The organism is Mesorhizobium sp. 128a, from assembly GCF_053848025.1.
In genome coordinates this window covers 1-22,102 of the sequence record NZ_JBSPKY010000035.1, presented here as the reverse complement: position 1 = coordinate 22,102, position 22,102 = coordinate 1, and the positions used below count along the sequence as shown (strand labels likewise).

Genomic DNA, 22,102 nt, shown 5'->3' with positions numbered 1-22,102 from the left:
ACTTTCGGGGAGCTCATCGGTCATGGAAGGACAACATGACCCCCGGTATGCTGCTCAAAACAGCTTCGGCCCAGCAGTGTCAATTCGTATACGGGCCCCATCGTCTCGCCCGACACCGGCAGTCCTGGCGCACGTTCAGCCCGCCCCTTGGGTCCCATCAATCGACCTCACAGCGCTGCCATGAATGAGCGTCTCCATCTCGCCCACGTCGGTGCCGTATCGCCGCCCGAGCCGCTTGATTTTGCACTGCAGCGAGCACTGACTCTGCCCCGAGTGAGCTTTGTCGTCCCGACGCTCAATGAAGCCGAGAACCTCCCTTGGCTTCTGCCGCGCATCCCCGACTGGGCGCATGAGATTATTATCGTGGATGGTCGTTCGACTGACGACACGGTCGCGGTCGCGCGCCGCCTGCGCGCGGACGTGAAGGTTGTCATGGAACCCCGGCTGGGCAAGGGCGCTGCACTGCAAGCGGGATTCCGGGCCGCCACGGGCGACATCATTGTCATGCTGGACGCTGACGGCTCCATGGTCCCGGAGCAGGCGATTGTCTTTGTCAGTGCGCTGATGGCCGGCGCGGATCTCGTCAAGGGTTCACGCTTTATTCAGGGCGCCGGTACCGACGACATGTCGCTGTTCCGGATGTTCGGCAACAGGGGACTGACCCTGTTCGTGCGGCTGCTCTATGGCGGTTGGTTCTCCGATCTATGCTACGGATACATAGCCTTCTGGACCAAGCACGTCGGCACGCTGAATTGCGACTGCGATGGCTTCGAGATAGAGACCCTTATCAACGTACGGGCATTGAAGAACCACCTCAACATCGTCGAGGTGGCGAGTTTCGAGGCTCCACGCATCAGTGGAGCGAGCCATCTGCGCGCCATCCCGGACGGCTGGCGCGTCCTCAAGACCATCTTGCGTGAGCGGGTGTACCAACAGGACAGGCGAGGCGCGACAGCCTGTGATGACGGCGGGTAAGCTTGATGCGAATCCTGATGGTTGCCGCTCGCTGCTACCCCTTCATGGGCGGCATTGAAACTCACATCCAGGAGGTCGGTCCCCGCCTGGTGGCGCGTGGGCACGCGGTCGACGTGCTCACCACCGATCCCTCGGGGGATCTGCCGGTTGAGGAAGAGGTGCGTGGCATGCGTGTGCGGCGGGTGCCGGCCTGGCCAAGGGAGCTGGATCTCTATGTGGCCCCCGGCATTTACACCGCGATCCGGCGCGGAGCTTGGGATCTGGTCCACTTCCAGGGTTACAGCAGTTTCGTGGCGCCGATCGGGCTGCTTGCGGTCGTCCGCGGGCACCTGCCGTTCGTCCTGACCTTCCACAGCGGCGGGCATTCCTCCCGGCTGCGCAACGCCGTACGCAGCACCCAGCATACGCTGCTCCGGCCGCTGGTAGCCCGGGCCGCGCGGCTGATCGGCGTCTCCGAATTCGAAGCCGAGTTCTTCAGCTCGAGGATGGGCGTGCCGCGGGAGCGGTTTGTGGTCATCCCCAACGGCGCCGCGATGCCGGCTCCTAGCCCCGGCGTCAAGGTCGATCCGCACCTGATCGTCTCGGGCGGCAGGCTGGAGCGCTACAAGGGCCATCACCGGGCGATCGCGGCCTTGCCCGAACTGATCCACCGGGTACCGGACGTGCGGCTGCACATCGTAGGTACAGGCCCGTACGAGGGAGAATTGCGGCGCCTCGTCTCCACGCTCGGCCTCGAGAAGCGGGTCACAATTGCGGGTATCCCCGGATCCGAGCGGCAGAAAATGGCAGACCTGCTGGCGAGTGCCGCGCTGTTCGTGCTGTTCAGCGAATACGAAGCCCATCCGGTCGCCGTGATGGAAGCCCTGTCGCTGCGCCGTCCGGTCCTCGTCAGCGACACGTCCGGTCTGAGGGAGCTGGCCGCCAATGGCCTGTGCCGGGCGATTTCGTGCAACGCCGGTCCGGGAGAGCTGGCCGCCGCCATGGCCGAGGAACTGGCGGCCCATCGGGAGGTGCCGGATTTGGCGCTGCCCGACTGGGATGCCTGCGCGCAAGCGCTGAACGACGTTTATCGTGATGTCCTGAGCAACCGATCCGCGGTCCGATTGCCCCCCGGCGGGGTGATGTCGTGGCCTCCTGCGACGGGGGCATGAGGCTGATGATGTCGGCTCAATTCACTGCGGGAACCAGGATCAACCCGCTCCGGGCCGGGATACGGTTCGTCTCGGCCGTTATCGGTCCTGACCTTCGCGGCGGCAGCGCCGATGCCTCGCTGCAACGGGCCAACTCCGGATGGATCGCGGTTCTGTGCCTGACGATCGCCGCGGCTCTACTCCTGGTCGTGGCTGGGCACGCCGCCGGGCGGCGGGGGTATGACGTGGCGCCGCTATTCTTCTGGTCCGGTGTCGTCCTCCTGGTCGTCCCGACCAGCCTTCGCATAGCTTGGCCGATGGTAGCCCGGGGTGAGCGCGTCTTCTTTCTGTTTCTGCTTGCCGAATCCCTGTTCTACTGCAAGATGGTCTATTCCCCGACGAGCTTCATCGGTCACGACGAGTTGTTGCACTGGATCGCAGCCGAGGATCTCATCTCGGCCCGGCGGCTATTCCTGTCCAACCCGCTTCTCCCGATCGGGCCTACGTATCCCGCCCTGGAGATCCTGACGACGGCGATCGTCGATCTGACGGGACTGCCATTGTTTGTGGCGGGGACTCTATTGTTGGCCGTCCTTAGGGGCACGTTCATCGGTGCCCTGTTTCTGTTCTTCGAAAGCATCACCGGATCGCCGCGCATCTCGGCCATCGCCTGTCTGGCCTATATGGGCTGCTCAACCTTCTTCCTGTTCGACTCGATGTTCTCCTACGAGAGCCTCGGCATTGTGCTGTGCGTGCTGACCTTCGCTGTCGAAGCAGCGTCCAAGGATCTCGTTGGGCGACCGAGGTTGAAGTCGCTCGGGCTGATTGCGTTGCTGTTGGCAAGCCTCGCGGTCACCCATCACCTCTCGGCCGCCGTCGCCGCCCTCTATTTCGGATCGCTGGCGGCGCTCGAGGCTTGGCGCCGGCACGACCCCTTGCGTATCAAGACCAGCACTGCGGTGGGCCTCGCGGCGATCCTCGCCATAGCCCTGCCGTCGCTGTGGGTGCAGGCCCGTGGCATCCCTCTCGCAGCCTATCTCGGCCCGGTGATTGAGTCCGGCTTCGACGCATTGCTCAGGAAGATCCTGGGGCCCGCCCCACCGTTGGAGCACCTCGGAGTGCCGGACATTGCCCTCTACATGCGGCTGACCACCTTGCTCGCGCTCCTCCTGGTGGCACTCGGATTGGCAACAGGATTCTTTCGGTCGCTGGCCATGGCTGCGCCGAGTGGTGCGCGGTCCGGTTGGCGTCCGATCCAGGACATTCTCAAGCGCCGCTGGCACGACAGCCGCATCATACTCCTCACCTTGTTGGCGTTCGGGTTTCCGGTCTCGGTGGCCTTCCGACTGACCAGCGCCGGATGGCAAATCGGCAACCGCATGGGAACGTTCGTTTTCATCGGCGTCGGGCTGGTCGTCGCGGTGAGCGTCGTCCACTTCTGGGAAGGGCGCACGCCACGCGGGTTGCGCCGCGTCGCTCCGGCCGTTGCTCTGACGGTCATCGTCCTGGGCGGCATCATGAGCTCTTCGCTCAATCCGATCCATGGGCGCTACAGGGTGGCCGCAGATCAGGAGTCGATCGAACCGATGGGGATCGAAACGGCGCGCTGGACCGAGGAATGGCTCGGTGCCGGCAACCGCTTCACCACCGACCGCACCAACCGCCTTCTGCTTGCTGGCTACGGCCGGCAGGACGTCAGGGTCGACATCGTCCAAGGCATTGATCCCGCGCGCATATTCGAGGCCGAGACATTGGGGCCTGACGAGTTTTGGGCCTTGGCGAGAAGCGACATCGATTTCCTGCTGATTGACCTGCGCCTGACCACGGCTCCGCCGGTGCTCGGCTTTTACTTTCAGCCGTGGGACCCGCACAAGGGACCGCTCTCGGGCGCGGCGCTGCTCAAGTTCAATGACGTCAAGGGCGTCACCCGCATATACGACAACGGCTGGATCGTCATCTATGACGTGAGGGGATTGCATGGGAATTCCTAGCAAGCGGGACCTTCTGGCCGCGTGCCTGTGGGCGGCGGCCGCTGCGGCGGCCGTTGCGGTCAGCGACAGCGTGTTCCTCCGTACCCTCCTGGGCGCGCCCATGGTGTTCCTCGTCTCGGGCCACTCGATGCTGCGGGCCATTGGCGTTCGGACCACCTCAGTACCGCAACACCTCACATACGCGGTCGGAGCAAGCTTCGCCGTCGGGATCGCCGGGGGCTTTGCCCTGAACGCCACAGGCTTCTTTACGCCGCTCGGCTGGGCGATGTGGTTCTGGGCGGTGACGACCGCCGCGGCGCTGGTGGCCGCCGTCCGACGCGACACTCCCGATCTGCCAGCCTGGCCGGCTCTGGCGCCGCTCCGGCTTTGGCAGGGGGCCGCGCTCATGCTAGCGGTGCTTGTGGCGACCGGAGCCTATGCGCTGGCCGTCCGGGACGAAGCGGCCCATCGGGAATTCAAATACACGGAGTTCTGGTTGTTGCCATCGGCCAGTGGCGCGCCCGGTCGGATCACGGTCGGCATCAGGAGCGCCGAGACCCAAGCTCAGCGGTTCGACCTGGAAATCACCCTTGACGGGCAACCGTTGGCCGTTTTCCGATCGGTCGCCGTCGCGCCGGGCGACACCTGGGCGCGAGAAATCCCGGTGCCCGCCTTGGCAACTCGCCAGAGGGCTGAGGCCCGGCTCTATCGACCGGAAGACAGCCGGCTCTATCGCAGCGTTTCGACGCTGGTGCCGCGTATCTGAAACGAGGCTCGATCATGCGCATCCTGCTGCTATCGCAGTTCTATCCTCCGGTAATCGGGGGCGAGGAGCGGCACGTCCGCAATCTCGGCGCAGCGCTGGCGCAGCGGGGCCATCATGTCAGCGTCGGGACCTTGATGCATCCCGGATCGCCCGAAACCGAGCTGGACGGCGCGGTCCGCGTGCATCGCCTGCGCGGCACGCTCCAGCGTCTGTCGGGCCTCCACACCGATCCCGAGCGTCGCCATGCACCACCCTTCCCGGATCCCGAACTTGTGCTTGCCCTGAAGCGGCTGGTCGCCCGGGAGGAGCCGGATATCGTTCACGCCCATAACTGGATTTACGCGTCCTTCCTGCCACTAAAAGGTCTGAGCGGGGCGCGCCTCGTGGTTACGCTCCACGACTACAGCCTTGTCTGCGCCAAGAAGAACTTCATGCACTTGGGCGTGCATCTCTGCAGTGGCCCAGCGCCGGCCAAGTGCCTGCCTTGCGCCACGGGGCATTACGGGGCGGTGAAGGCAGCCGCGACCACCTTGGGCAACTGGGCGTCGAGCTTCGCCGCTAGCCGCGTGGTGGACCGCTTCATCGCGGTGAGCCACGCGGTGGCCCGTCACACCGGACTCACCCAAGGCCGCGCGCCTTACGACGTCATCCCCAACTTCGTGCCCGACGATGTCGGGGTGCTTGGTCCGGAAGATGCCTGCCTGCGGGAGCTGCCCCGGGATGGCTTCATCCTGTTCGTCGGCGACATGATGCGCCTCAAGGGCATTGACGTTCTCCTGCAAGCCTATGCCCGCCTGGAGCGGGCGCCGCCGCTGGTCCTGGTCGGGCGCCGGGTCGCCGATACGCCAACCGAATTTCCGCCGAACGTTAAAGTCTTCAGCATGTGGCCGCATTCCGCTATCATGCATGCATGGCGGCGCTCACTGTTCGGCGTGCTGCCATCGGTGGGGCCAGAAGCCTGCGCGACAGTGATCATGGAAGCGATGGCGTCCGGCAAGACAGTCGTTGCAACCGACATCGGCGGCATGCCCGATCTCGTCGATCATGGCGAAACAGGCCTTCTCGTGCCGAGCGGCAACGCGCCCGCCCTCGCCAACGCAATGCAGACACTTCTTGACGACCGCGCCTTGCTCGCCCGCCTGGAGGCGACAAGCCTGGCCAGGGTCGAGCGCCTCAAGGCCGGGGCGGTCGTGGCCCGGATCGAGCAGGTCTACCGGGACGTCCTGCGCCCAGCCCCCGGCAGGTCCGCGGTGCCGGCGCAGCAAGGTTCGGGACAGCAATCATGTCGGTAGACCGCGCCGGGACGGCCATTATTCGCGTGCGCCGAGAGCTTCGAAAGAACGCCGCGCTCGTGATGAATTCCGGCGCTCTAGCAATCGGATCGACTGCAGCGGCCGGTCTGGGGTTTGTCTACTGGTGGCTCGCGGCGCGGCTGTTTCCGCCCGAGGTGATCGGCAACATCGCTGCGCTACTGTCCGTGATGGGGCTTATCGGCACGCTGGGGGAGGCGGGGCTCGGAACCATGCTGGTGGGCGAGATCGTCCGCAATCCTGGCAAGGAGCGCGGCCTGGTGGCCGCGGCAGCGTGCGTCGGGGTGGTCCTGGCGGTCGGCCTGGCCTTGTTGTTCGTCCTCGGGCATGCGTGCTTCTACACCTCGACCGCGCTGATCGGCGGCTGGTTCGAGGGTATTGCGTTCGTCCTCGGCTGCGGTCTGACCGTTCTCGCCATCATGGCCGACCAGGCATTCCTGGGCAACCTGCGCAGCGCCGGCAGGATGATCCGGCTAGTGCTATTCGGCACGTTGAAGCTGATGCTGATCGCCGCCGCCGCGTTTGGCGGCTACACCTCTCATGCCGCACTTCTTCTGAGCTGGGCGGCCAGCCTGCTGGCGTCCCTCGTCGGCGTGGACCTGTTGACGCGGGGCGGTGCGCGTCACCTCGTTGGTCGTCCCGACTTCCAGCTGCTCCAAACGCTCCGCAAGAAGGTCTTCGACCACTACGCGCTCGACGTGGCCTTGCAGGCCCCGGGCATCATCATGCCCTACCTCGTGCTGGTTCTCCTGTCGCCGGCCATCAATGCTGCCTTCGTATGCTTATGGATGTTGGTCTCCATGGCCTCGTTGATTCCCGCAGCCATGGCCACGGTCCTGTTCCCCGTAGTGAGAGCGAGCCCGAAACAATCCAGACACGACATCCTTTTATCGGTGATGGCGTCATTGCTCTTCTCGCTGGTCTGCGCCGTCTTCATCTTCACCTATTCGCAGACGATCCTTGCGGTCTTCAATCCGGCCTATCCTGAGATCGCCGGTTCGAGCCTGCGCTTCCTCGGCTTCAGTCTGCTGGGATCAACGCTTAAATTTCATGCCTGCACGCTGGCGCGGTTGGGCGACAGGATGCGCAAGGCATCTAGCTGGTTCGCGCTTGGTGGATTGCTGGAGCTGTGCTTCGTGATCGCGGGAGCGAAGCTCGGTGGACTTCAAGGCCTGGTCCTGGGCTGGACGTTCGCCGTAAGCATCGAGGGTGCGTGTGCGGCCCTGATCTTGGCCTTCGCGACGAACCTGAATACTGCCGCCGGCCCTGTGCACGAAGGGCCGCCGGTTGTGTCGCCACCTGAGACTTGAGGAGACACCGATCATGGCACAAGGTTACCGACCGCAATTGGATGGCCTGCGGGCCATCGCGAGAAGCGAGAATTCTTTATCGCGCGCGCGTACTGCGCCACGCTACCCCCATCCCGGCAGCTCGACCGCGGTCGGAAGCAATCTTGCTTACAGGCTCGGCAAGTTGAGAGACCTGGGACTGCTGCAGGGAGTCTGGCTCGACTGCGGCTGTGCCGACGGCGGCTACACCGAGGCCCTGGTCACCTGGGGTGCCCAGAAAGCCATTGGTGTCGATCCTGAACGATCGAGAATCGACGAGGCCATTGCTCGCAAGCTGGTGAATGATGAGAAGCTTAATCGGCGGCCAGATGCGATCGAATACCACTGCTGCACCGACGACTTCCCATTACCGGATGCGTCCGTTGATGCGATATTGTTGAATGAGGTTCTTGAGCACGTCGCCAACGAGGCGGCCACGCTGCGCGAAATTTGGCGGGTCCTGCGGCCCGGCGGTCATCTGGTCGTGATGAGTCCAAATCGCTGGTTTCCATTCGAGGGCCATGGGATGCGGTTTCTAGGCCGCAATTTCGGTTTCCCTATTCCACTGCTTCCTTGGCTGCCGAGTTCGTGGTCGGCTCGCGTTATGGCGGCACGGAACTACTGGCCCCATGAATTGCGCAATATTGTGGCTGCGGCGGGTTTCGAGATACAGAAGGTCGACTATGTGCTGCCGGTATTCGAGCTTTATCAATGGCTGCCGGCTAGCGTGATATCGACCTACCGGCGGCTCATGCCACGGATCGAAAAAACGCCTTTGCGGAAATTCGGCGTTTCAACCCTGGTCGTAGCGACCCGCCCCGTCGGCTATACTTAACTGGCGTCACCCAGCTTCGAAGACCGGTGCTCCACTCCGCCGAGCCATGACGAATGGAATTCGAGTTGAAACGAACTGGAGAGCAGGATGGCTTCACGACATCTCCCGCGTTGGCGTGGTGGGATGCTGCGTGCGCGACTGATCGCGGGGGCGAATCTTTGCGGACTTCAAGGCCTGGTCCTGGGCTGGACGCTGGCCGTCAGCGTCGAGGGTGCATGTGCGGTTGCGTCGCCATCTGAGACTTGAGGAGACACCGGTCATGGCACAAGGTTACCGACCGCAATTGGATGGCCTGCGGGCCATCGCGATCGGACTCGTCGGCGTCGAGCACTTCGGCGGGCCGTGGGTCAGAACGCACTTCCCCATCGGGGCGGGAGCGCTGGGGGTCCAACTGTTCTTCGTCCTGAGTGGCTTCCTGATCACGCGCAACTTGCTGTTCAGACTGGAGCAAGCCCCTGCGGGCGAAGTCATCCGCAGGTTCTACATCGGCCGCGCGGTTCGGCTGATGCCGGCCTACTATCTGACCCTGCTGGTCCTGTTCGAGCTGGGCGTGCCCGAGGTTCACGACTTCATTCTCTGGCATCTCACCTACACGAGCAATTACCTTGCGGCTTCCGGCGGTCCCCTGCTGGTGTTCTGGTCCCTAGCCGTGGAGGAGCAGTTCTACCTGTTGCTGCCCATGTTGGTTCTGCTGTCCGGGCGCGATGCCGTGCGAGTAGCGATATTCCTGATCGGAACCGGCTTCCTGTTGCGCACGTTGGTTCTGGCCACCCCGATCGACCGGTTTGCATTCGAGCTCTCGATCTTCGGCAAATTCGAGATCCTAGGGTTGGGTGTGCTCATCGGCGCGTTATCCTATGCCGCGTCGAGGGAAGGACGCCGTCTCCGACCCGGACTGGGCTGGTGGTGGGTCGGCTTGACATGCCTCGCGTTCCAGTCCCTCGCGTGGTACGTCGCGGGCAACGGCATCCTGCGGCACCTCACTTTCAATCTGACGGTCGGGATCTTTTTCGCATGGCTGGTGGTGGACGCCGATGCGGAGCTGCCAGGCTTGCTCGCGTGGTTCAGCGGCTTCAGGTTCGTTCGCTTCGTCGGCAAGATCTCTTATGGCATCTACCTGACGCACGTGTTTTTCCTGAAGATTTTTCAATCGAGCGCGGTCGTCGAGCGGTTCGGAACCATTCCCCTTTGGGCTCAAGGGCTGATCGCCATCGTGCTGAGTCTGTGCGTTCCGACCGTCTCATGGTACCTAATGGAGTCTCCGCTGCTCAAACTGAAGGAGCGGGTGCTGGAGGGACGCGACGCCGCTCGCCGTGAGTATGGCCAATCCGGCCATCAGTCGCGTCGGCAGGGGCAGCCGGCTGGAATTGCCGTCAAAGCCCAGTCGGATGTCGGCCCGGACCTGTGAACCGGCGTAATCTAATTTAGATGTCCGATACAGGGCGAAAACTTCCTAGACTAAGGCGACTCCAAGCCTCCTCTCGAACCGCGGCGGTCCTGAGCGTCGCGGTGCCAGCGACCTCGTGGTACCTGATGGAGTCGCCGCTAAGTCCCGGCCGCGCCCGCGTCCTGAAGTCCGGCGCTGTTATTTGGTGGCGACTGCCGTGATGCCCATCAGGACGCCGGCCAATTGATTGCGCCGCAACCGAGCCGGAAGCTGTTGCAGAGCCAGTTCGATACCGCGCAGGAGCCGGTAGGGCGGCGTAGCGAGCCAATATCCGGCGACCACCAGCGGGAACTCGATCAGGCGAAAGCCCGCTTGGAGCATCAGAGCGCGCAGTGAGCAATAGTCGTATTCCCGCATGTGCATGCCCGTCGCCACCTCGTCGGGAGCCGTTCAATGGCACACCGGATGTCCAACCCAGTCGCAACCGACAGCCCCCCGAGATGTGGCGGCGACATCGGGCTCACGTCATCGACGCGACCACCTCCAGCATCACCTCCGTCGCGCCGCCGGCGATGGATAGGACGCGGGCGTCACGCGTTATCCGCTCGATCGGACTCTCGCGCATGACGCCCATGGCGCCGTGGAACTGCACACACGCATAGGCGACCTCGTTGACGAGTTCGCCGCAGATGGCCTTCGACATCGAGATCTCGCGCAGGCAATCTTCGTCCGCCGCCATGCGCCAAGCGGTGGCATAGAGAAACTGGCGGCTTGCTTCCACCTTCGCAGAGAGCATCGCGAGACGTTGACGGATCGCCTGCATGTCCCATAGGGCGCCCCCGAATGCGCGGCGAGCTTTCACCCAGGCGAGGGTCATATCGATCGCCGCCTCGGCCGTCCCTATCGCCATGGCCGCGAGGACAAGGCGCTCGTTCTGGAAGTTGCGCATGATGGAGTAGAAGCCCTGTCCCTCCACGCCGAGCACGTTCTCGGCGGGGATACGGCAACCGTCGAAGACGAGCTCTGCGGTATCGGAGGAGCGCCAGCCGTGCTTGTCCAACTCGCGGGCGACGCTGAAGCCGGGCGTGCCCTTCTCGACGAGGAACATCGTGATTCCGTTGCTTCCAGCCGAGGGATCAGTCTTGGCGGCGACGCAGTAGAGATCCGCGTGGACGCCATTCGTGATGTAGAGCTTCGTGCCGTCGAGGACGTAAGAGTCGCCCTCTCGGAGCGCGCGCGTGCGGATGGCCTTCACGTCCGAGCCCGCATCCGGCTCCGTGATGGCGACCGCGGTGATCACCTCGCCTCTAATAATGCCCGGCATCCAGCGGTCGCGCTGGGCTTTGGTCCCGTCGTGAAAGACATACATGGAAGCCATGTCGCTATGGACCAGCATTGCATCGGCGGCGCCGCCATAGGTCGAGCGCCCGAGCTCCTCGGCGAAGACGGTCGATGCAACCGCGTCCATCTCGGCACCACCATACTCGGCCGGGTAGCGGATGCCAAAGAAGCCAAGTTCGCCCATGCGGCGCAGGATCGGACGGGGAATGAATCCCTCCTCCTCCCAGCGATCCGCACAGGGCTTGATCTCCTCCTCGACGAACCGGCGGACCTGGTCCCGTAAGAGCTCATACTCCCCCGCTGCCCAAGGCAGCCCCGGTCCTCGCGACGGTACCCAAGCTTTGTCCATCATCTTCATCCGCCCCAAGGCCATTCGGAGGGCCGTCCGACAGGCTAGAGTTCGATTTCCTCTCTCGGTCCCTCGAGCGAAGGGGCTCTGGAATCGGCCACCCAGCGCATTGCGTCGATCACTTCCGCCAGTCCGGCCACTGTCGGGCGCTCGAAGAGATTGCGAAGCTGCACATCTACGCCGAAGGTCTTTCGCATGCGCGACACCGCTCGCATCACCAAGAGCGACTGCCCGCCCAGGCCAAAGAAGTTGTCGTCACGCCCGATCGACTCGACCTTGAGGAGATCGCACCACAGCGCGGCCAGCGTCTTCTCGGTCTCCGTCGAGGGAGCGGCGAAGTCTTGTGCAGGCTGGATGTTTTCCGCCGTCGGTTCGGGAAGCGAGGCGCGGTCGATCTTCCCGTTGGACGTGAGCGGCATCCGTTCGAGGCGAACATAGTGTGTCGGAATCATGGACTCCATGAGTTCTTCGGCAAGGTGGGCGCGCAGGTCCGTCACGGTCACAGGTTTCGACGAGACATAGTAGGCCACAAGTCGTGCCATGCCGTCTTCGAACGCTGGCGGTTCGACATGGCCGATTTGGGCCATTATTTGTGTCGCTGGTTTCACCACCGAGGTGGCGATGGCAGCGACTGCGCATTCATGAACGTGCGGGTGCTTCAGAAGCCGCGCTTCGATCTCGCCCAGTTCGACACGCGCGCCACCAACTTTCACCTGATGATCGGCGCGGCCGAGAAATTCCAGGCGCGCTTCCGAGTTCCAGCGGGCGAGATCGCCCGTCTTGTACAGCCGCAGCTTCGAAAACCGATCTCGGGGATCGATGGCCGTGAGGAAACGTTCGTCAGTGAGGTCAGGGCGATTGAAATAGCCTCTCGCGAGACCGTCGCCGGCAATGAACATCTCACCGATAGTGCCGGGGGGGGTGGGTTGATGTGCGTTGCTGAGGATGTAGATGCCCGCATTGGCGGCCGGAACGCCGATCGGCACCGATGCGGATTGATCCCGGTCGATGTCGAAACGGTGTATCATGCAGCCCACTGTGGCTTCGGTTGGTCCGTACTCGTTGTAGATCTCGACAGGATGGGGGATGGCTTCTGTGATATCGCGAGCCAATTCGGTCTTGAAGTCCTCGCCACCCACGATGAACTTGCGCAGCCTTGTGGTCCCAAGATTGCGGTCGCGGATCATCGCGAGATGCGCCGGCGTCAGCTTCATAATATCGACGGCATTGTCGTCGATGACCTTGAGGACGACCATGCTCTGGATTCCGGGATCACCAAGATAGACCACGATGCGGCCACCGGTGATGAGTGGCGTGAAGAGCGTCGTGACGGTCAGGTCGAAGGCGAGGGATGAGAAAAGGGGCCACGCGAGACGTTCGCCGGAACTGTACATCCGAGCGGCCCACCAGATGTAGTTCACCAGGTTCCGGTGCTCGATCACGACGCCCTTGGGCGTACCTGTCGAGCCTGAGGTGAAGATGATATAGGCGGCGCCGTCCGGAGTGGCAGCAGACGGTCGGGCCGAGTCTGGCTGATTCAAAATCGACCCGAAATCGGCGTCGAGCACGAAAATGTCGGCAAGGTTCGGGGAAATGGCGGACTGCAAGCGCGTTTGGGTGATCGCCACCGGCGCCCGCCCGTCGGTCCCGTTGGCAATGTCCTTCAGGATTGTTGCGAGACGCCCCTTCGGTGTTGCCGCATCCACCGGCACATAGGCCGCGCCCGACTTCAGGACGCCTAAGATCGCGACGACGACTTCAATGGAGTGCTCCATGAACACAACGGCAATCCGACCCCGCCCCACGCCGGCCGAGCTCAGATGCGTGGCCATCTGGTTGGAGCGTTCGTTGAGCTGCTGGTACGTCAGCGTTGCGTCGCCGAAGCGGATCGCTTCGGCGTCAGGATTACGCATCGCTTGGTCGAGGAAGAGATCGATGATCGTCCTGTCCGACGGGTAGGGCGCTGCCGTGGCGTTGTACTCGACAACCAGCGCCTGATGATCGGCATCTTTCAGCAGGAGAAGCGCTCGGCCCTCCGGCGCGATAGGTAGGACTTCATTCATGAGATGCGCTCCCGATAGCAGAAATCAAAAAATCAAATCACGTCAAATCGTTCAGCTTTTTGGGTTGCTTGGCGATAAAGCTCTGCGATGGCAGGTGCGTCCGGTTCCTCCAGCATACGGGTATCGTTGCAGTCCTCGGGCCCGAAATAGAATTCGGCATGGGGCACCACTCGGAGCCATCGGTGCGGTGCCGCACCCGATCGCATCCAGGCCTTGTTCGGAAGGAATATGCATACTCGACCCGAATACGGAGTCGGAATGTACCGCCGCAAAGCCGTGATCGCCGCGGATTTGAGTCGAGCTCTGCTCGCCAGCACCGGATCTGTCGTGACAGGCTCTTTGCTTCTGCGAACGGGAGTCACGAGGGCGCGCTCGCCGAGATTCCGGAGGCGACTGCCGAAATATCGGAGACGGGCACCGAATGTCGGCAGTTTCGCCATCTCTCGCAGGAGTGAGTCGGCGCTACGGCTAGCATAGAAATACAGCAGACGCGGCAATTTGTTATAGGTGGTGGGGTGAAGAGGGCCAAAGAGCGCGGTGCATGGGACCTCCGCTCCGCGTCCACGCAGGATTTTCGCCAGCTCGAAAGCGGTTGCAGCGCCGGAGCAGTAACCGGCGATGATGTACGGACCGGTGGGCTGATATTCGACGATCTGGCGGGCGAAGTACTTGGCGATATCTTCGACGCGGTCCATCGGCTCACTCTGCCCATCGAAGCCAGACGGCTGGAGTGCGTAAAACGGTTGATCGCCGCCTAGGTGCTTCGACAGGTCCGAGAATGAGAATGGCGCGCCGACATGCCCGGGTACGGCGTAAATGGGCGTGCGTGTTCCGCGAGACTGCAGGGGAATGATTGCAGGCTGTTGCCGGGCCGCCGCCGTGGCCATATTCAGAAACGCGATGATTTCGCCCTTCCGGTTCCGCAACTGGTCGGAAGACTCCGCCGTCAGTGTGCCAACTGGGGCGTTGCACCGCAGCCGGTCGCCCTCTACCCAGACCTTGATGTCCTTGACCGCGAGGTTTGCGAGAAGCTCTGGGATCTGCATCACGTCCGCCGACATAGGGCCTCCCGAACCACTGCCTTCATGATTCACGACCCGCATCCCAACTCCCCAGCACGACGGTTTCACCGATGAAACCGCCGCCTCTTTCTCCGTGCGCCCGGGACATGTGAGTGGAGCGCTGCAATGAACTTGCGTGCCCTCGTTTATCCACAGTGCATCGTAAGCGAATGATGGCACCGCGGGCACTTCAATTCCGGACTACCAATTCCGGACTACCACCGTTCCGATGTACCCAGGTTTCGGTACAAACCTACGGACAGCCCAATCCCCTTCATCCCAGGAAAAGGGCTGTCCTAAGCCGCACCCCAGGGCCTTGGAGATAGCCTCCAACTGGGTCCAGCGCCGGAGGAAGCCCTCCGGCCGGTCTTCCGGACAAAGGGCGGTGTAGGACCCATACTCGGAGGCGGAAAAGCAGAGCGCTGCGATCTCGTCCGCTTCGGGCACAGGGAGAACTGCCTCGATGTCCACCCCGACCTCCTGCCTGGTCGAGAGGGCGACGACCGCGACATCTCCGGATCGTGAGACGCTGAAGCACAAATCGCGAGCAGGCATGCGGTGCGAGAGGCGTGGTTTGCCTAGGTGCCCATATTCTAGTTCGACGTCGGATGGCGAGATTCTCAGTTTGGAAGCGAGGACCCGGCGCAGTTGCCCACGGGTAGCGACAAAGCGCCGGCGGTCCCGCTCCAGTCTCAACCCCTCGGCGCGCCGACGTTCCTCTTCGTTGAGGCAAACACCTATCTCGCGGATGACGTTCTGCTCCGCATCGAGCATGAGTGCCAGGACCTCCAAACCATCATTCTCGAGAACCGGCATTATGATCTCGGGTCTCAGCTCGACTTTATCCAAAAAGGTTGGAAAGGGCTTAGAATCTATGGCTCCAGCGGTAGGACTCGAACCTACAAGCCTTTCGGCGTCGCCTGAACAGTGCGGTGCGTCTACCATTTCCGCCACGCTGAAACATAGATTAGACCGATCCAGCCTCCTAGTCCTCCTCGCCTTCCCAAGGGACGAGCCCGCCGTTCGCCGGCCCAAGAAGCTGCCCCAGACACTTGATGCAGAAGTTCCTTTTTGTTGGTTGACACCTCAAGCCACGGCCTCTTTCACATTCGTAGCAATGGTCCCTAGCACCCGCTTGGCACCGCGCAGCTTTGCCTCGATGCGACGCTCCGGGCCGTCTCTGCTTATTGCGATCCACTTCATGGGATGCTCCGCATTGGCCAGGTGCGACTTGTGCCCGGAGAACCCTGCCAGAAAATCGTAGCTGCAATCGCCACGTCCGATGCTGTCCTCAATAGCCAGAACATGGCTGATAAGGCCGGGCTTGAGCCGGCCGTCGCGCTCATAGAGAAAGCCGCTTTGGTAGTTGTAGACGCGGCCGTCATGCACGAAATTGTACAAGATCCCAATTGTCTGCGCCCCAGCCAACGTCCGCGAGATGCGGACGGTCCCGGCGGGAACTCCGAGTGAAATGAGGTCCTCGTGAAATCGACGGAAGCTCGGATTGGCAAAGGCGCCCTTGCGTCCCCACCGCGCCTGATGAAGCTCGGCGAGCAAATCAAACGCGGCGAGCGCCTCCGACGTGACTTCCATAGTCTGGAACGCAATCGGGCCGCGTTCAGTATATAACCGCATGGCGCGGCTTACCGCCTGCCGAGTATTGCGGCCCAAGGTGGCGCGGAAATTTCCGCCTTTCCGGCGGACTTTGGCGAAATCAATCCACCGCGCCGTATCGTCCGCTCTCACATCGGTAAGGAGCCCGGCCCGGCCCGCGGTGCGACAAGCGGCCAGCTCGAAGTCCGGATCAATTCCGGAGAGCACCAGCTGGTCAGAGTAGCGCAAGTGCTGCGCTAAGGCCTCGAGGCATGCCACCCTGGTGGCATCGGCCAGGGATCGCTCCGCAAGAATGTTGTTGTACTCGATAAACAATCGATCGAAACGAACATCGCCGGTTTCATTGAGTAGCCAACGCGCCCGCGCATGTGGCCCGAAACTCCACGCGCTCCGCCGGCAAATAATCGCCAACCCAACGATTCTGCTTGACGTCCGGGCGACCAGAACATGTGGTTGCGCGCCCCCCGGCAGATGCCGCAGCCAAGTTCCGATCCAGAGCCAGGACAGGTAGAATGAGTGAGTTGCTCGGGCTTCGAGCTCCTTCCAAATGGTCTCAAGTCTCGCGATGTCCGGCAAGGCCTCCACGGTAACATCGATAACCGTATCCTGGCGCATGGCTTGTCCTACTGAAGCCGCACGATTGGGTTGTGCACTGATGACTGAGACATCACGAACTCCTGTCCTCGTGGCGCGCTGCTGGTCAGCCATGGAGCGCTCGGGGTTTGCCCTGTTTGGAGAAGTTTCGTATCGCCGCCGCGGGAAGTGAAGACCCTATTCCTGACTACCCACGGGGGGCAGTCCAAGCCATAGTTCGAACTCGGCGGAGGCGGACATGCCCGTTCGTGAAACGGTTCAAGCTGTTGGCGAGTGATCATTGTGCGCGCTTCCCAAGTCGGCCCACCAGTTCATCCACGCAGACCATGCCGTGCAGAACAGTTTCCTTGCAGGGCATCAATTCGGACCGATTGGCTGCTCCGCCACCTCGCTGCCAGGCCCTGCATCGTTGAGAGTGGACCCGGCCGAGGAGCTTTCGCCGGTCGGCGACGAGGTCGGGACCGGCGAACCGCCCAGCGCGTCTGGCTCGCCTTCGGCCACGATTATGTTGACGAGGTCGCCCGGCTGCAACAGGGTCATCCCGGGGGACTCGATGCTGACCGGCCCGGCTGCCGATTGCCGCACGATTTGATAGGTTACGCTGTTCGCGTTCACAGCCTGGGCGCGGGTCATCGGCAACGTGTCCAGGATGCCTTCGCTGGCGTTCAAGTCGCGCATGTTGGCCGCGATCTGGGTCTCCGTGGACTCGATCTCAACCTCCAGATCGTTCCTGAGGTCGGCCTGGGTCTGCAACGCCTCAGCCTCCAGCGAAGCGAGGCGCTGCTTGGCCATCGCGTACTGGTTGAGGGCATCCTGCCGACGCTGTTCCGCGTCGGACAACTCGCTCCGGACCTGATCCATCACCGTCATGCTGAGAACGTTGCGGTTCACCAGCGTGCGCATGCTGTTGACGCGCTCCTCGCGCAGCCTGACGAGTTCGTCGAGGGAGTCCATGCGCCCATACGCGGCAACATCTTGCCTGGCCGCCTCCAGTGCACGCAGGATCGTGCGCTCGCGATCCTTGCGGGTCGTGGCGACGGCCTTGCGCCGGTCGCTCTGCTCGCTGACGAGGTTGGCGGCTTCAGTCGCGCCGGCCAACTCCAGCAACTGGCGCGGGATCTTGGGCGCCGTGCCGTCGCGCTCGGCTTTCAGCACCGCCACGCGGGCGAGCAACTTCGAAATTGCATCGATCGCCCCGCCCCGCCTCTGGGTTTCACGCACGGCTTCGATCTTCTGCCACGGCTCGCCCTGGCCCCGGTCGAGGCCGCCGGCCAGCGCGATGGCGTGCAGGATCGTCATTCCGGGCGCGTACTTGAACGAGCCCGGATTCTTGACTGGCCCCAGTACGTAAATGGGCGAGCGCTCCAGCGACAGGATGTTGACCAGTCCTTGGCGGCCCAGCAGTTGTTCTAAGGTATCCTCCAGGTCGGCCTGTACCTGTTGCGCCGACCGGTTGGCGACCGGAATGGAGCCAAGCAAGGGCACGGAAATCGTGCCGTCCTCTTGGACAGTATACTCGCCGCTCAGCTCCGGACGCTGCACGATACCGCGCAGGGCCGAGGCTGAGGACCCGCCCCCCCATTTGTCTTCTTCGACGTCGACGCGCTCGTAGAACACGACCTTGAGGCGGTCCCCGACGCCGAACAGGCTTCCGGTTGGCACGTCTGGCGCCGTGCTGAGGGGGCGCTGGGCACTGGTGCGGACGGCAGGGGCGGCGCTCCCTTCGACCAACGTCACGGCCGCCGCATCCGGTCCCGTGCTGAGGGTTTTTGGGCGCTCGGCACTGGTGCGGACGGCAGGGGCGGCGCTCCCTTCGACCAACGTCACGGCCGCCGCATCCGGTCCCAACACGATCGCGCGGGAGGGTTCGGCCGTGGCTTGAACCGGTTGATCTTGCCAGCTATCGATAGCAGCAGACACCTTTTGCGCCGCGGCTCCGGAGACATCCTCGACCTTCTGCGCCGCGGCTCCGAAGACATTCTCGACCTTCTGCATCGCTGGTCCGGAGGCATCCTTAATGGCCTCCCAGTTTTTGACAGCCCCCAACGCGGCGGCCCCGGAAATTCCGAGGACAAGCAGGACTGCCTTCATTTTCCGCCGGCGGGGCGCTTGTGACGAGGAAGTGGCCGGTTCGGAATTAGAATTTGTGTCCACGGCCATTGCGCCTGTCTTTGCCATTGCGCCTGTCTTTCGCTATTTGAATGATGCCGTCCCGTCCCCGTCCCGAACTGATCGAGCCGAGCCAGGCTCTGCCGTATCGTGCCGCTTCACCTACGGCGGCACAACTATCTCTTTGTGGGCACTCCTTCCGGATAAACACCGTCTTGGGCGAGCTCGTTAAATGAGCAGAATAATGTGCTGCCAGGAGAACCCTGAATGGCGAACGAGACAGGGCGATCGAACGCGGCGCCGAGCCGCAAATATCGGTCTATCGACGGGGCGTCTCGAACCTCTGCGGCCTAGACTTGCATTCGCAGGACAGGTGGGCCTTTCCCGTTTCATCATCCAAACCTTGGAGGATGAGCCGAGCACCATCTAGGACACTTACCCGCAAACCCGATCCAAGCTTTGGGTTGAGAATCCGGATAGCCCTCGACGATGCTGCCCTACGCCTAAAGAGGGTATTTGGGCGCCTAAGGAGGGTATCTTGGCGCGAGGTTTCCCAGCGTAAGGTATACGGGTGGGCTATAGCGGTTTGGCGCGCGGAGCGCCGAATATCACTCGGGCCACAGGGATATCAAGCGTCGCAGATCACAGGAGGCTATGATGACAAGACAGTCTTTTGCAACAGTGCTTGTCGGGCCGAGCGAGTTACTCCGAGAGGGCCTTATTCGAATCCTAAATGCAGAAAAGTTTCGTATTCTTTCCTCCGCGGCTTGTGTTTACGATCTTCTGCAGAAGGCGCTACCACAGCAGCGGCCCATCTTGCTCATCATAGATGTCGACAGTCCTGATGCGGATACTGGATTCGCACAAATTGCAGACTTTAAAGCAGTTTATCCGGCCAGCCATGTCGTTGCGCTAGCTGAGCACTGTCGATCGAACGATATAGTTTCAGCCTTTCGCGCGGGGGCCGACGCATATTTGACAAAAATCGCTGCCCACGAAACCTTCATCAAGGCGCTCGAATTAGTTATGCTTGGGCAGACAGTAATTCCCGCACAACCGTCGACGTTTATCCAAGATATTAGGCTTGACGTGAAATATGATTTGGCAAATTATCATCTGACAAACGGCGATCATAAAGCAGAAAAAGAAGATAGGGAGCTATCAACTTTTTCAAATCGAGAAAAATGTATTCTGCGTTGCTTAGTCGAAGGTGAGTCTAACAAAACCATCGCGCGCAAAAATAACATCGCCGAAGCTACGGTGAAAGTACACGTCAAGGCAATCCTCCGGAAGATTCGGGTGCGCAACCGTACCCAGGCAGCAGTTTGGGCGATGAATCATGGCGTGCTCACTGCCGAGTCCGGCAACGGGCTCTCAACGAACGAAAAGATCGCAGTTCAGCCCTCTCGTGATCCGCAAGAGCGAATTGAATCACAAAAGGGGTACCACTCGAGAACGCTTCATCCGATGTGACCGCCTCCTCGTTCTGAGCAGGCCGGCTTGGTGTGCAAGCTAGAGCTGCGCCTGCCAAATCGGCGACATGGGGAGAGGCAAGGCCGGGCCGTTGATCGCCAACGCGTGGCGGATATGGACCCCGTCCGATGCTTCTCCGACCGGCCGGAACACCGCACACGAATGTTCTCGTCGTGCGAAGGGCGCCGTTATCAAGGTTGTTAGCCGGCGCCGAGGCCGATATGCCTCAACTTTCGATGTATTCCTGCTCGAATCCGGCAAACTTCGTCAGCCCAGGTTGATCGAGCACGCGAACATGGCCTTGGCGGAATTCAAGCAATTTGCGCTCGCGCAGTTCCCGCAGCATTCGATTGACATGAATCGGAGTGAGGCCGAGAGCGTCCGCGAGATCGTACTGGGTGAGAGGGCATTCATAGCTGTTGCGGGTGACGGAGCCTGTTCGTTCCAGCCGCGCCCTCAGTTCGAGGAACAGATGCGCCGTTCGCGCCAAGGCGCTGCGTCGTCCTACATTGGTGAGATGCTGAGCGACAACTGCCCCGTGGTGCACGAGCGTTTCGAGAATAAGGGAGAAAAGATGAGGAGACTTCATGGCGGCAAGGGTAAATGTCTTGCTCGAAGCCACCAACACCAGAAGTTCGGTTTGAGCCACAAACGTTTCAAGAGCGCTGCCTGCGGGGGCCTGAAGCAGGACGATGTCGCCCTTCAGTGCAAAATCCAGAATTTGTCGCTGCCCGCCCGCGAGCTCATGAGAAATGCAACCCCAGCCTGACTCGACTATGAATACGCGATCGCTGGCCTCGCCCTGACTGACGATCACCGTCTCGGCTGGGTAGCGCTTCGGCGTGAACCCCAGTGCCTTGATAAGTGCCATATCGTCGTCGTTGAGTCCGACGTACGCTGGACGATTTTCACTTCCGCGCAAAGGGGGACGTGAAGCATAAGTCATTTAGAACCCCGCCCAAATTCCTTTCCCCTCGATGCTATGTACATCAGATTTGAGGCGAAGAGTACCCGTTCAATGGTAACTTTCGGGTGCAAGGCGTCGTGATCGCCACTTTTCGTTGCAGTGGTTCCAGGGCTTGCTTGCCGAAGCCACGATTTGACATCGTTCCGGGCACTGGTCAGGCTTTGTTTCTCTTGAAATTTTCCCGCATGGACTCGACTATTTCGCTGGCAACGGCACAGCTGCGGTTGTCGACTTGATCGGCGGCATTGCGTAGCGTCGTTGAAGCGTCCTTGAGCAATCCTCTGATCTCTGCTGCTGACAACAGATGGGATGCTTCGAGTTCCAACAGCACGGATTCACTCACGTGCAGGGCAGCAAGCGCAACCGCTCTGGGCTGGGTAGCAAGCAGTCTCAGGAGATCACCGCTGGGTCTGGCACGCGATTTTTTTTTTGCCATAGTTGCGTCTCAACCATTCGGAGAAGAAGGTTCACAGGCTCAAATGTACGACGCCTCGACGAGTTGACCAGCGTTCCAGGATTGGGGGCGTTCGATGCTCTCTTTTAGGCATTTCTTATAAGCATACTATCCCGGTTTGCAGCCGCGACACAGGGGAAGGGGATACCGAATTCGCCTTAGCTACCACTTCCCCTACCCCTCGGAGCATCACCGGGGTCACAGCCGGCGGCGGGAATCCGCCGTCGAGGAAAGCGGCCCAGTTCCGGTCAGCCGTAAATTTGCTTCGGAACCGTCTCGCCCCTATGCAAAGCAGGCAGCGGGAAAGGCTCGACCTGTCCTCCAGTCTTGTCCAGATACTGCATCAACGCCGTCACCAGGTGGTAGAAGATGCTCG

18 protein-coding genes and 1 tRNA gene are annotated in these 22,102 nt (G+C 61.9%); 9 read left to right on the top strand and 10 right to left on the bottom strand.

Features of this window, described 5'->3' with window-relative positions; translation table 11 throughout:
* The first annotated feature begins 180 nt into the window (after nt 1-180).
* From ACWTU9_RS31500 to ACWTU9_RS31465, 8 genes are all read left to right on the top strand, one after another.
* On the top strand, nt 181-975 hold the full coding sequence (locus tag ACWTU9_RS31500) for a glycosyltransferase family 2 protein (RefSeq protein ID WP_455861719.1): 795 nt from the start codon (nt 181-183) through the stop codon (nt 973-975).
* 5 nt (nt 976-980) lie between these two features.
* Entirely contained in the window at nt 981-2,126 is a 1,146-nt protein-coding gene (locus ACWTU9_RS31495; protein ID WP_455861729.1) for a glycosyltransferase family 4 protein, read from the top strand.
* Nucleotides 2,127-2,134: 8 nt separating this feature from the next.
* Nucleotides 2,135-4,096 (top strand): hypothetical protein, encoded by a 1,962-nt coding sequence (locus tag ACWTU9_RS31490; RefSeq protein WP_455861718.1) that lies wholly within the window; start codon nt 2,135-2,137, stop codon nt 4,094-4,096.
* The gene (locus ACWTU9_RS31485; RefSeq protein WP_455861717.1) at nt 4,083-4,841 is read left to right on the top strand and encodes a hypothetical protein; all 759 of its coding nucleotides are present in this window, start codon (nt 4,083-4,085) and stop codon (nt 4,839-4,841) included. The genes ACWTU9_RS31490 and ACWTU9_RS31485 overlap by 14 nt, the downstream gene beginning before the upstream one ends.
* A gap of 14 nt (nt 4,842-4,855) precedes the next feature.
* Nucleotides 4,856-6,133: a glycosyltransferase family 4 protein gene (locus ACWTU9_RS31480; protein ID WP_455861716.1), complete on the top strand. Its 1,278-nt coding sequence runs from the start codon at nt 4,856-4,858 to the stop codon at nt 6,131-6,133.
* Complete coding sequence (locus tag ACWTU9_RS31475) at nt 6,124-7,461, top strand: lipopolysaccharide biosynthesis protein (protein ID WP_455861715.1); 1,338 nt, start codon at nt 6,124-6,126, stop codon at nt 7,459-7,461. The genes ACWTU9_RS31480 and ACWTU9_RS31475 overlap by 10 nt, the downstream gene beginning before the upstream one ends.
* A gap of 13 nt (nt 7,462-7,474) precedes the next feature.
* The gene (locus tag ACWTU9_RS31470; protein WP_455861714.1) at nt 7,475-8,314 is read left to right on the top strand and encodes a class I SAM-dependent methyltransferase; all 840 of its coding nucleotides are present in this window, start codon (nt 7,475-7,477) and stop codon (nt 8,312-8,314) included.
* Nucleotides 8,315-8,573: 259 nt separating this feature from the next.
* Entirely contained in the window at nt 8,574-9,722 is a 1,149-nt protein-coding gene (locus tag ACWTU9_RS31465) for an acyltransferase family protein (protein ID WP_455861713.1), read from the top strand.
* Between the two features lie 177 nt (nt 9,723-9,899).
* On the opposite strand, the gene ACWTU9_RS31460 is transcribed toward ACWTU9_RS31465, so the two are convergent.
* The 8 genes from ACWTU9_RS31460 to ACWTU9_RS31425 form a co-directional block, all read right to left on the bottom strand.
* On the bottom strand, nt 9,900-10,118 hold the full coding sequence (locus ACWTU9_RS31460; protein WP_454590286.1) for a hypothetical protein: 219 nt from the start codon (nt 10,116-10,118) through the stop codon (nt 9,900-9,902).
* A 103-nt stretch (nt 10,119-10,221) separates the two neighbouring features.
* Nucleotides 10,222-11,394, bottom strand: coding sequence for an acyl-CoA dehydrogenase family protein (locus ACWTU9_RS31455; protein WP_455861712.1), 1,173 nt, complete (start codon nt 11,392-11,394; stop codon nt 10,222-10,224).
* A 41-nt stretch (nt 11,395-11,435) separates the two neighbouring features.
* Complete coding sequence (locus tag ACWTU9_RS31450) at nt 11,436-13,454, bottom strand: non-ribosomal peptide synthetase (protein ID WP_455861711.1); 2,019 nt, start codon at nt 13,452-13,454, stop codon at nt 11,436-11,438.
* A gap of 32 nt (nt 13,455-13,486) precedes the next feature.
* A complete protein-coding gene (locus ACWTU9_RS31445) occupies nt 13,487-14,515 on the bottom strand; it encodes a TubC N-terminal docking domain-related protein (RefSeq protein WP_455861710.1) in 1,029 nt (342 codons plus the stop codon).
* Between the two features lie 201 nt (nt 14,516-14,716).
* The gene (locus ACWTU9_RS31440) at nt 14,717-15,289 is read right to left on the bottom strand and encodes a 4'-phosphopantetheinyl transferase family protein (protein ID WP_455861728.1); all 573 of its coding nucleotides are present in this window, start codon (nt 15,287-15,289) and stop codon (nt 14,717-14,719) included.
* A 101-nt stretch (nt 15,290-15,390) separates the two neighbouring features.
* Nucleotides 15,391-15,475 (bottom strand) — tRNA-Asn (locus ACWTU9_RS31435).
* Between the two features lie 126 nt (nt 15,476-15,601).
* The gene (locus ACWTU9_RS31430; RefSeq protein WP_455861709.1) at nt 15,602-16,744 is read right to left on the bottom strand and encodes a GNAT family N-acetyltransferase; all 1,143 of its coding nucleotides are present in this window, start codon (nt 16,742-16,744) and stop codon (nt 15,602-15,604) included.
* A gap of 336 nt (nt 16,745-17,080) precedes the next feature.
* The gene (locus ACWTU9_RS31425) at nt 17,081-18,814 is read right to left on the bottom strand and encodes a polysaccharide biosynthesis/export family protein (protein ID WP_455861708.1); all 1,734 of its coding nucleotides are present in this window, start codon (nt 18,812-18,814) and stop codon (nt 17,081-17,083) included.
* Nucleotides 18,815-19,489: 675 nt separating this feature from the next.
* On the opposite strand from ACWTU9_RS31425, the gene ACWTU9_RS31420 reads away from it, so the two are divergent.
* Nucleotides 19,490-20,305, top strand: a complete 816-nt coding sequence (locus ACWTU9_RS31420) for a LuxR C-terminal-related transcriptional regulator (RefSeq protein WP_455861707.1) — start codon at nt 19,490-19,492, stop codon at nt 20,303-20,305.
* A gap of 226 nt (nt 20,306-20,531) precedes the next feature.
* On the opposite strand, the gene ACWTU9_RS31415 is transcribed toward ACWTU9_RS31420, so the two are convergent.
* Both ACWTU9_RS31415 and ACWTU9_RS31410 read right to left on the bottom strand, forming a co-directional pair.
* Nucleotides 20,532-21,176: a Crp/Fnr family transcriptional regulator gene (locus ACWTU9_RS31415; RefSeq protein ID WP_454590294.1), complete on the bottom strand. Its 645-nt coding sequence runs from the start codon at nt 21,174-21,176 to the stop codon at nt 20,532-20,534.
* Between the two features lie 250 nt (nt 21,177-21,426).
* Nucleotides 21,427-21,708, bottom strand: coding sequence for a hypothetical protein (locus ACWTU9_RS31410; RefSeq protein WP_454590295.1), 282 nt, complete (start codon nt 21,706-21,708; stop codon nt 21,427-21,429).
* Nucleotides 21,709-22,102 lie beyond the last annotated feature (394 nt).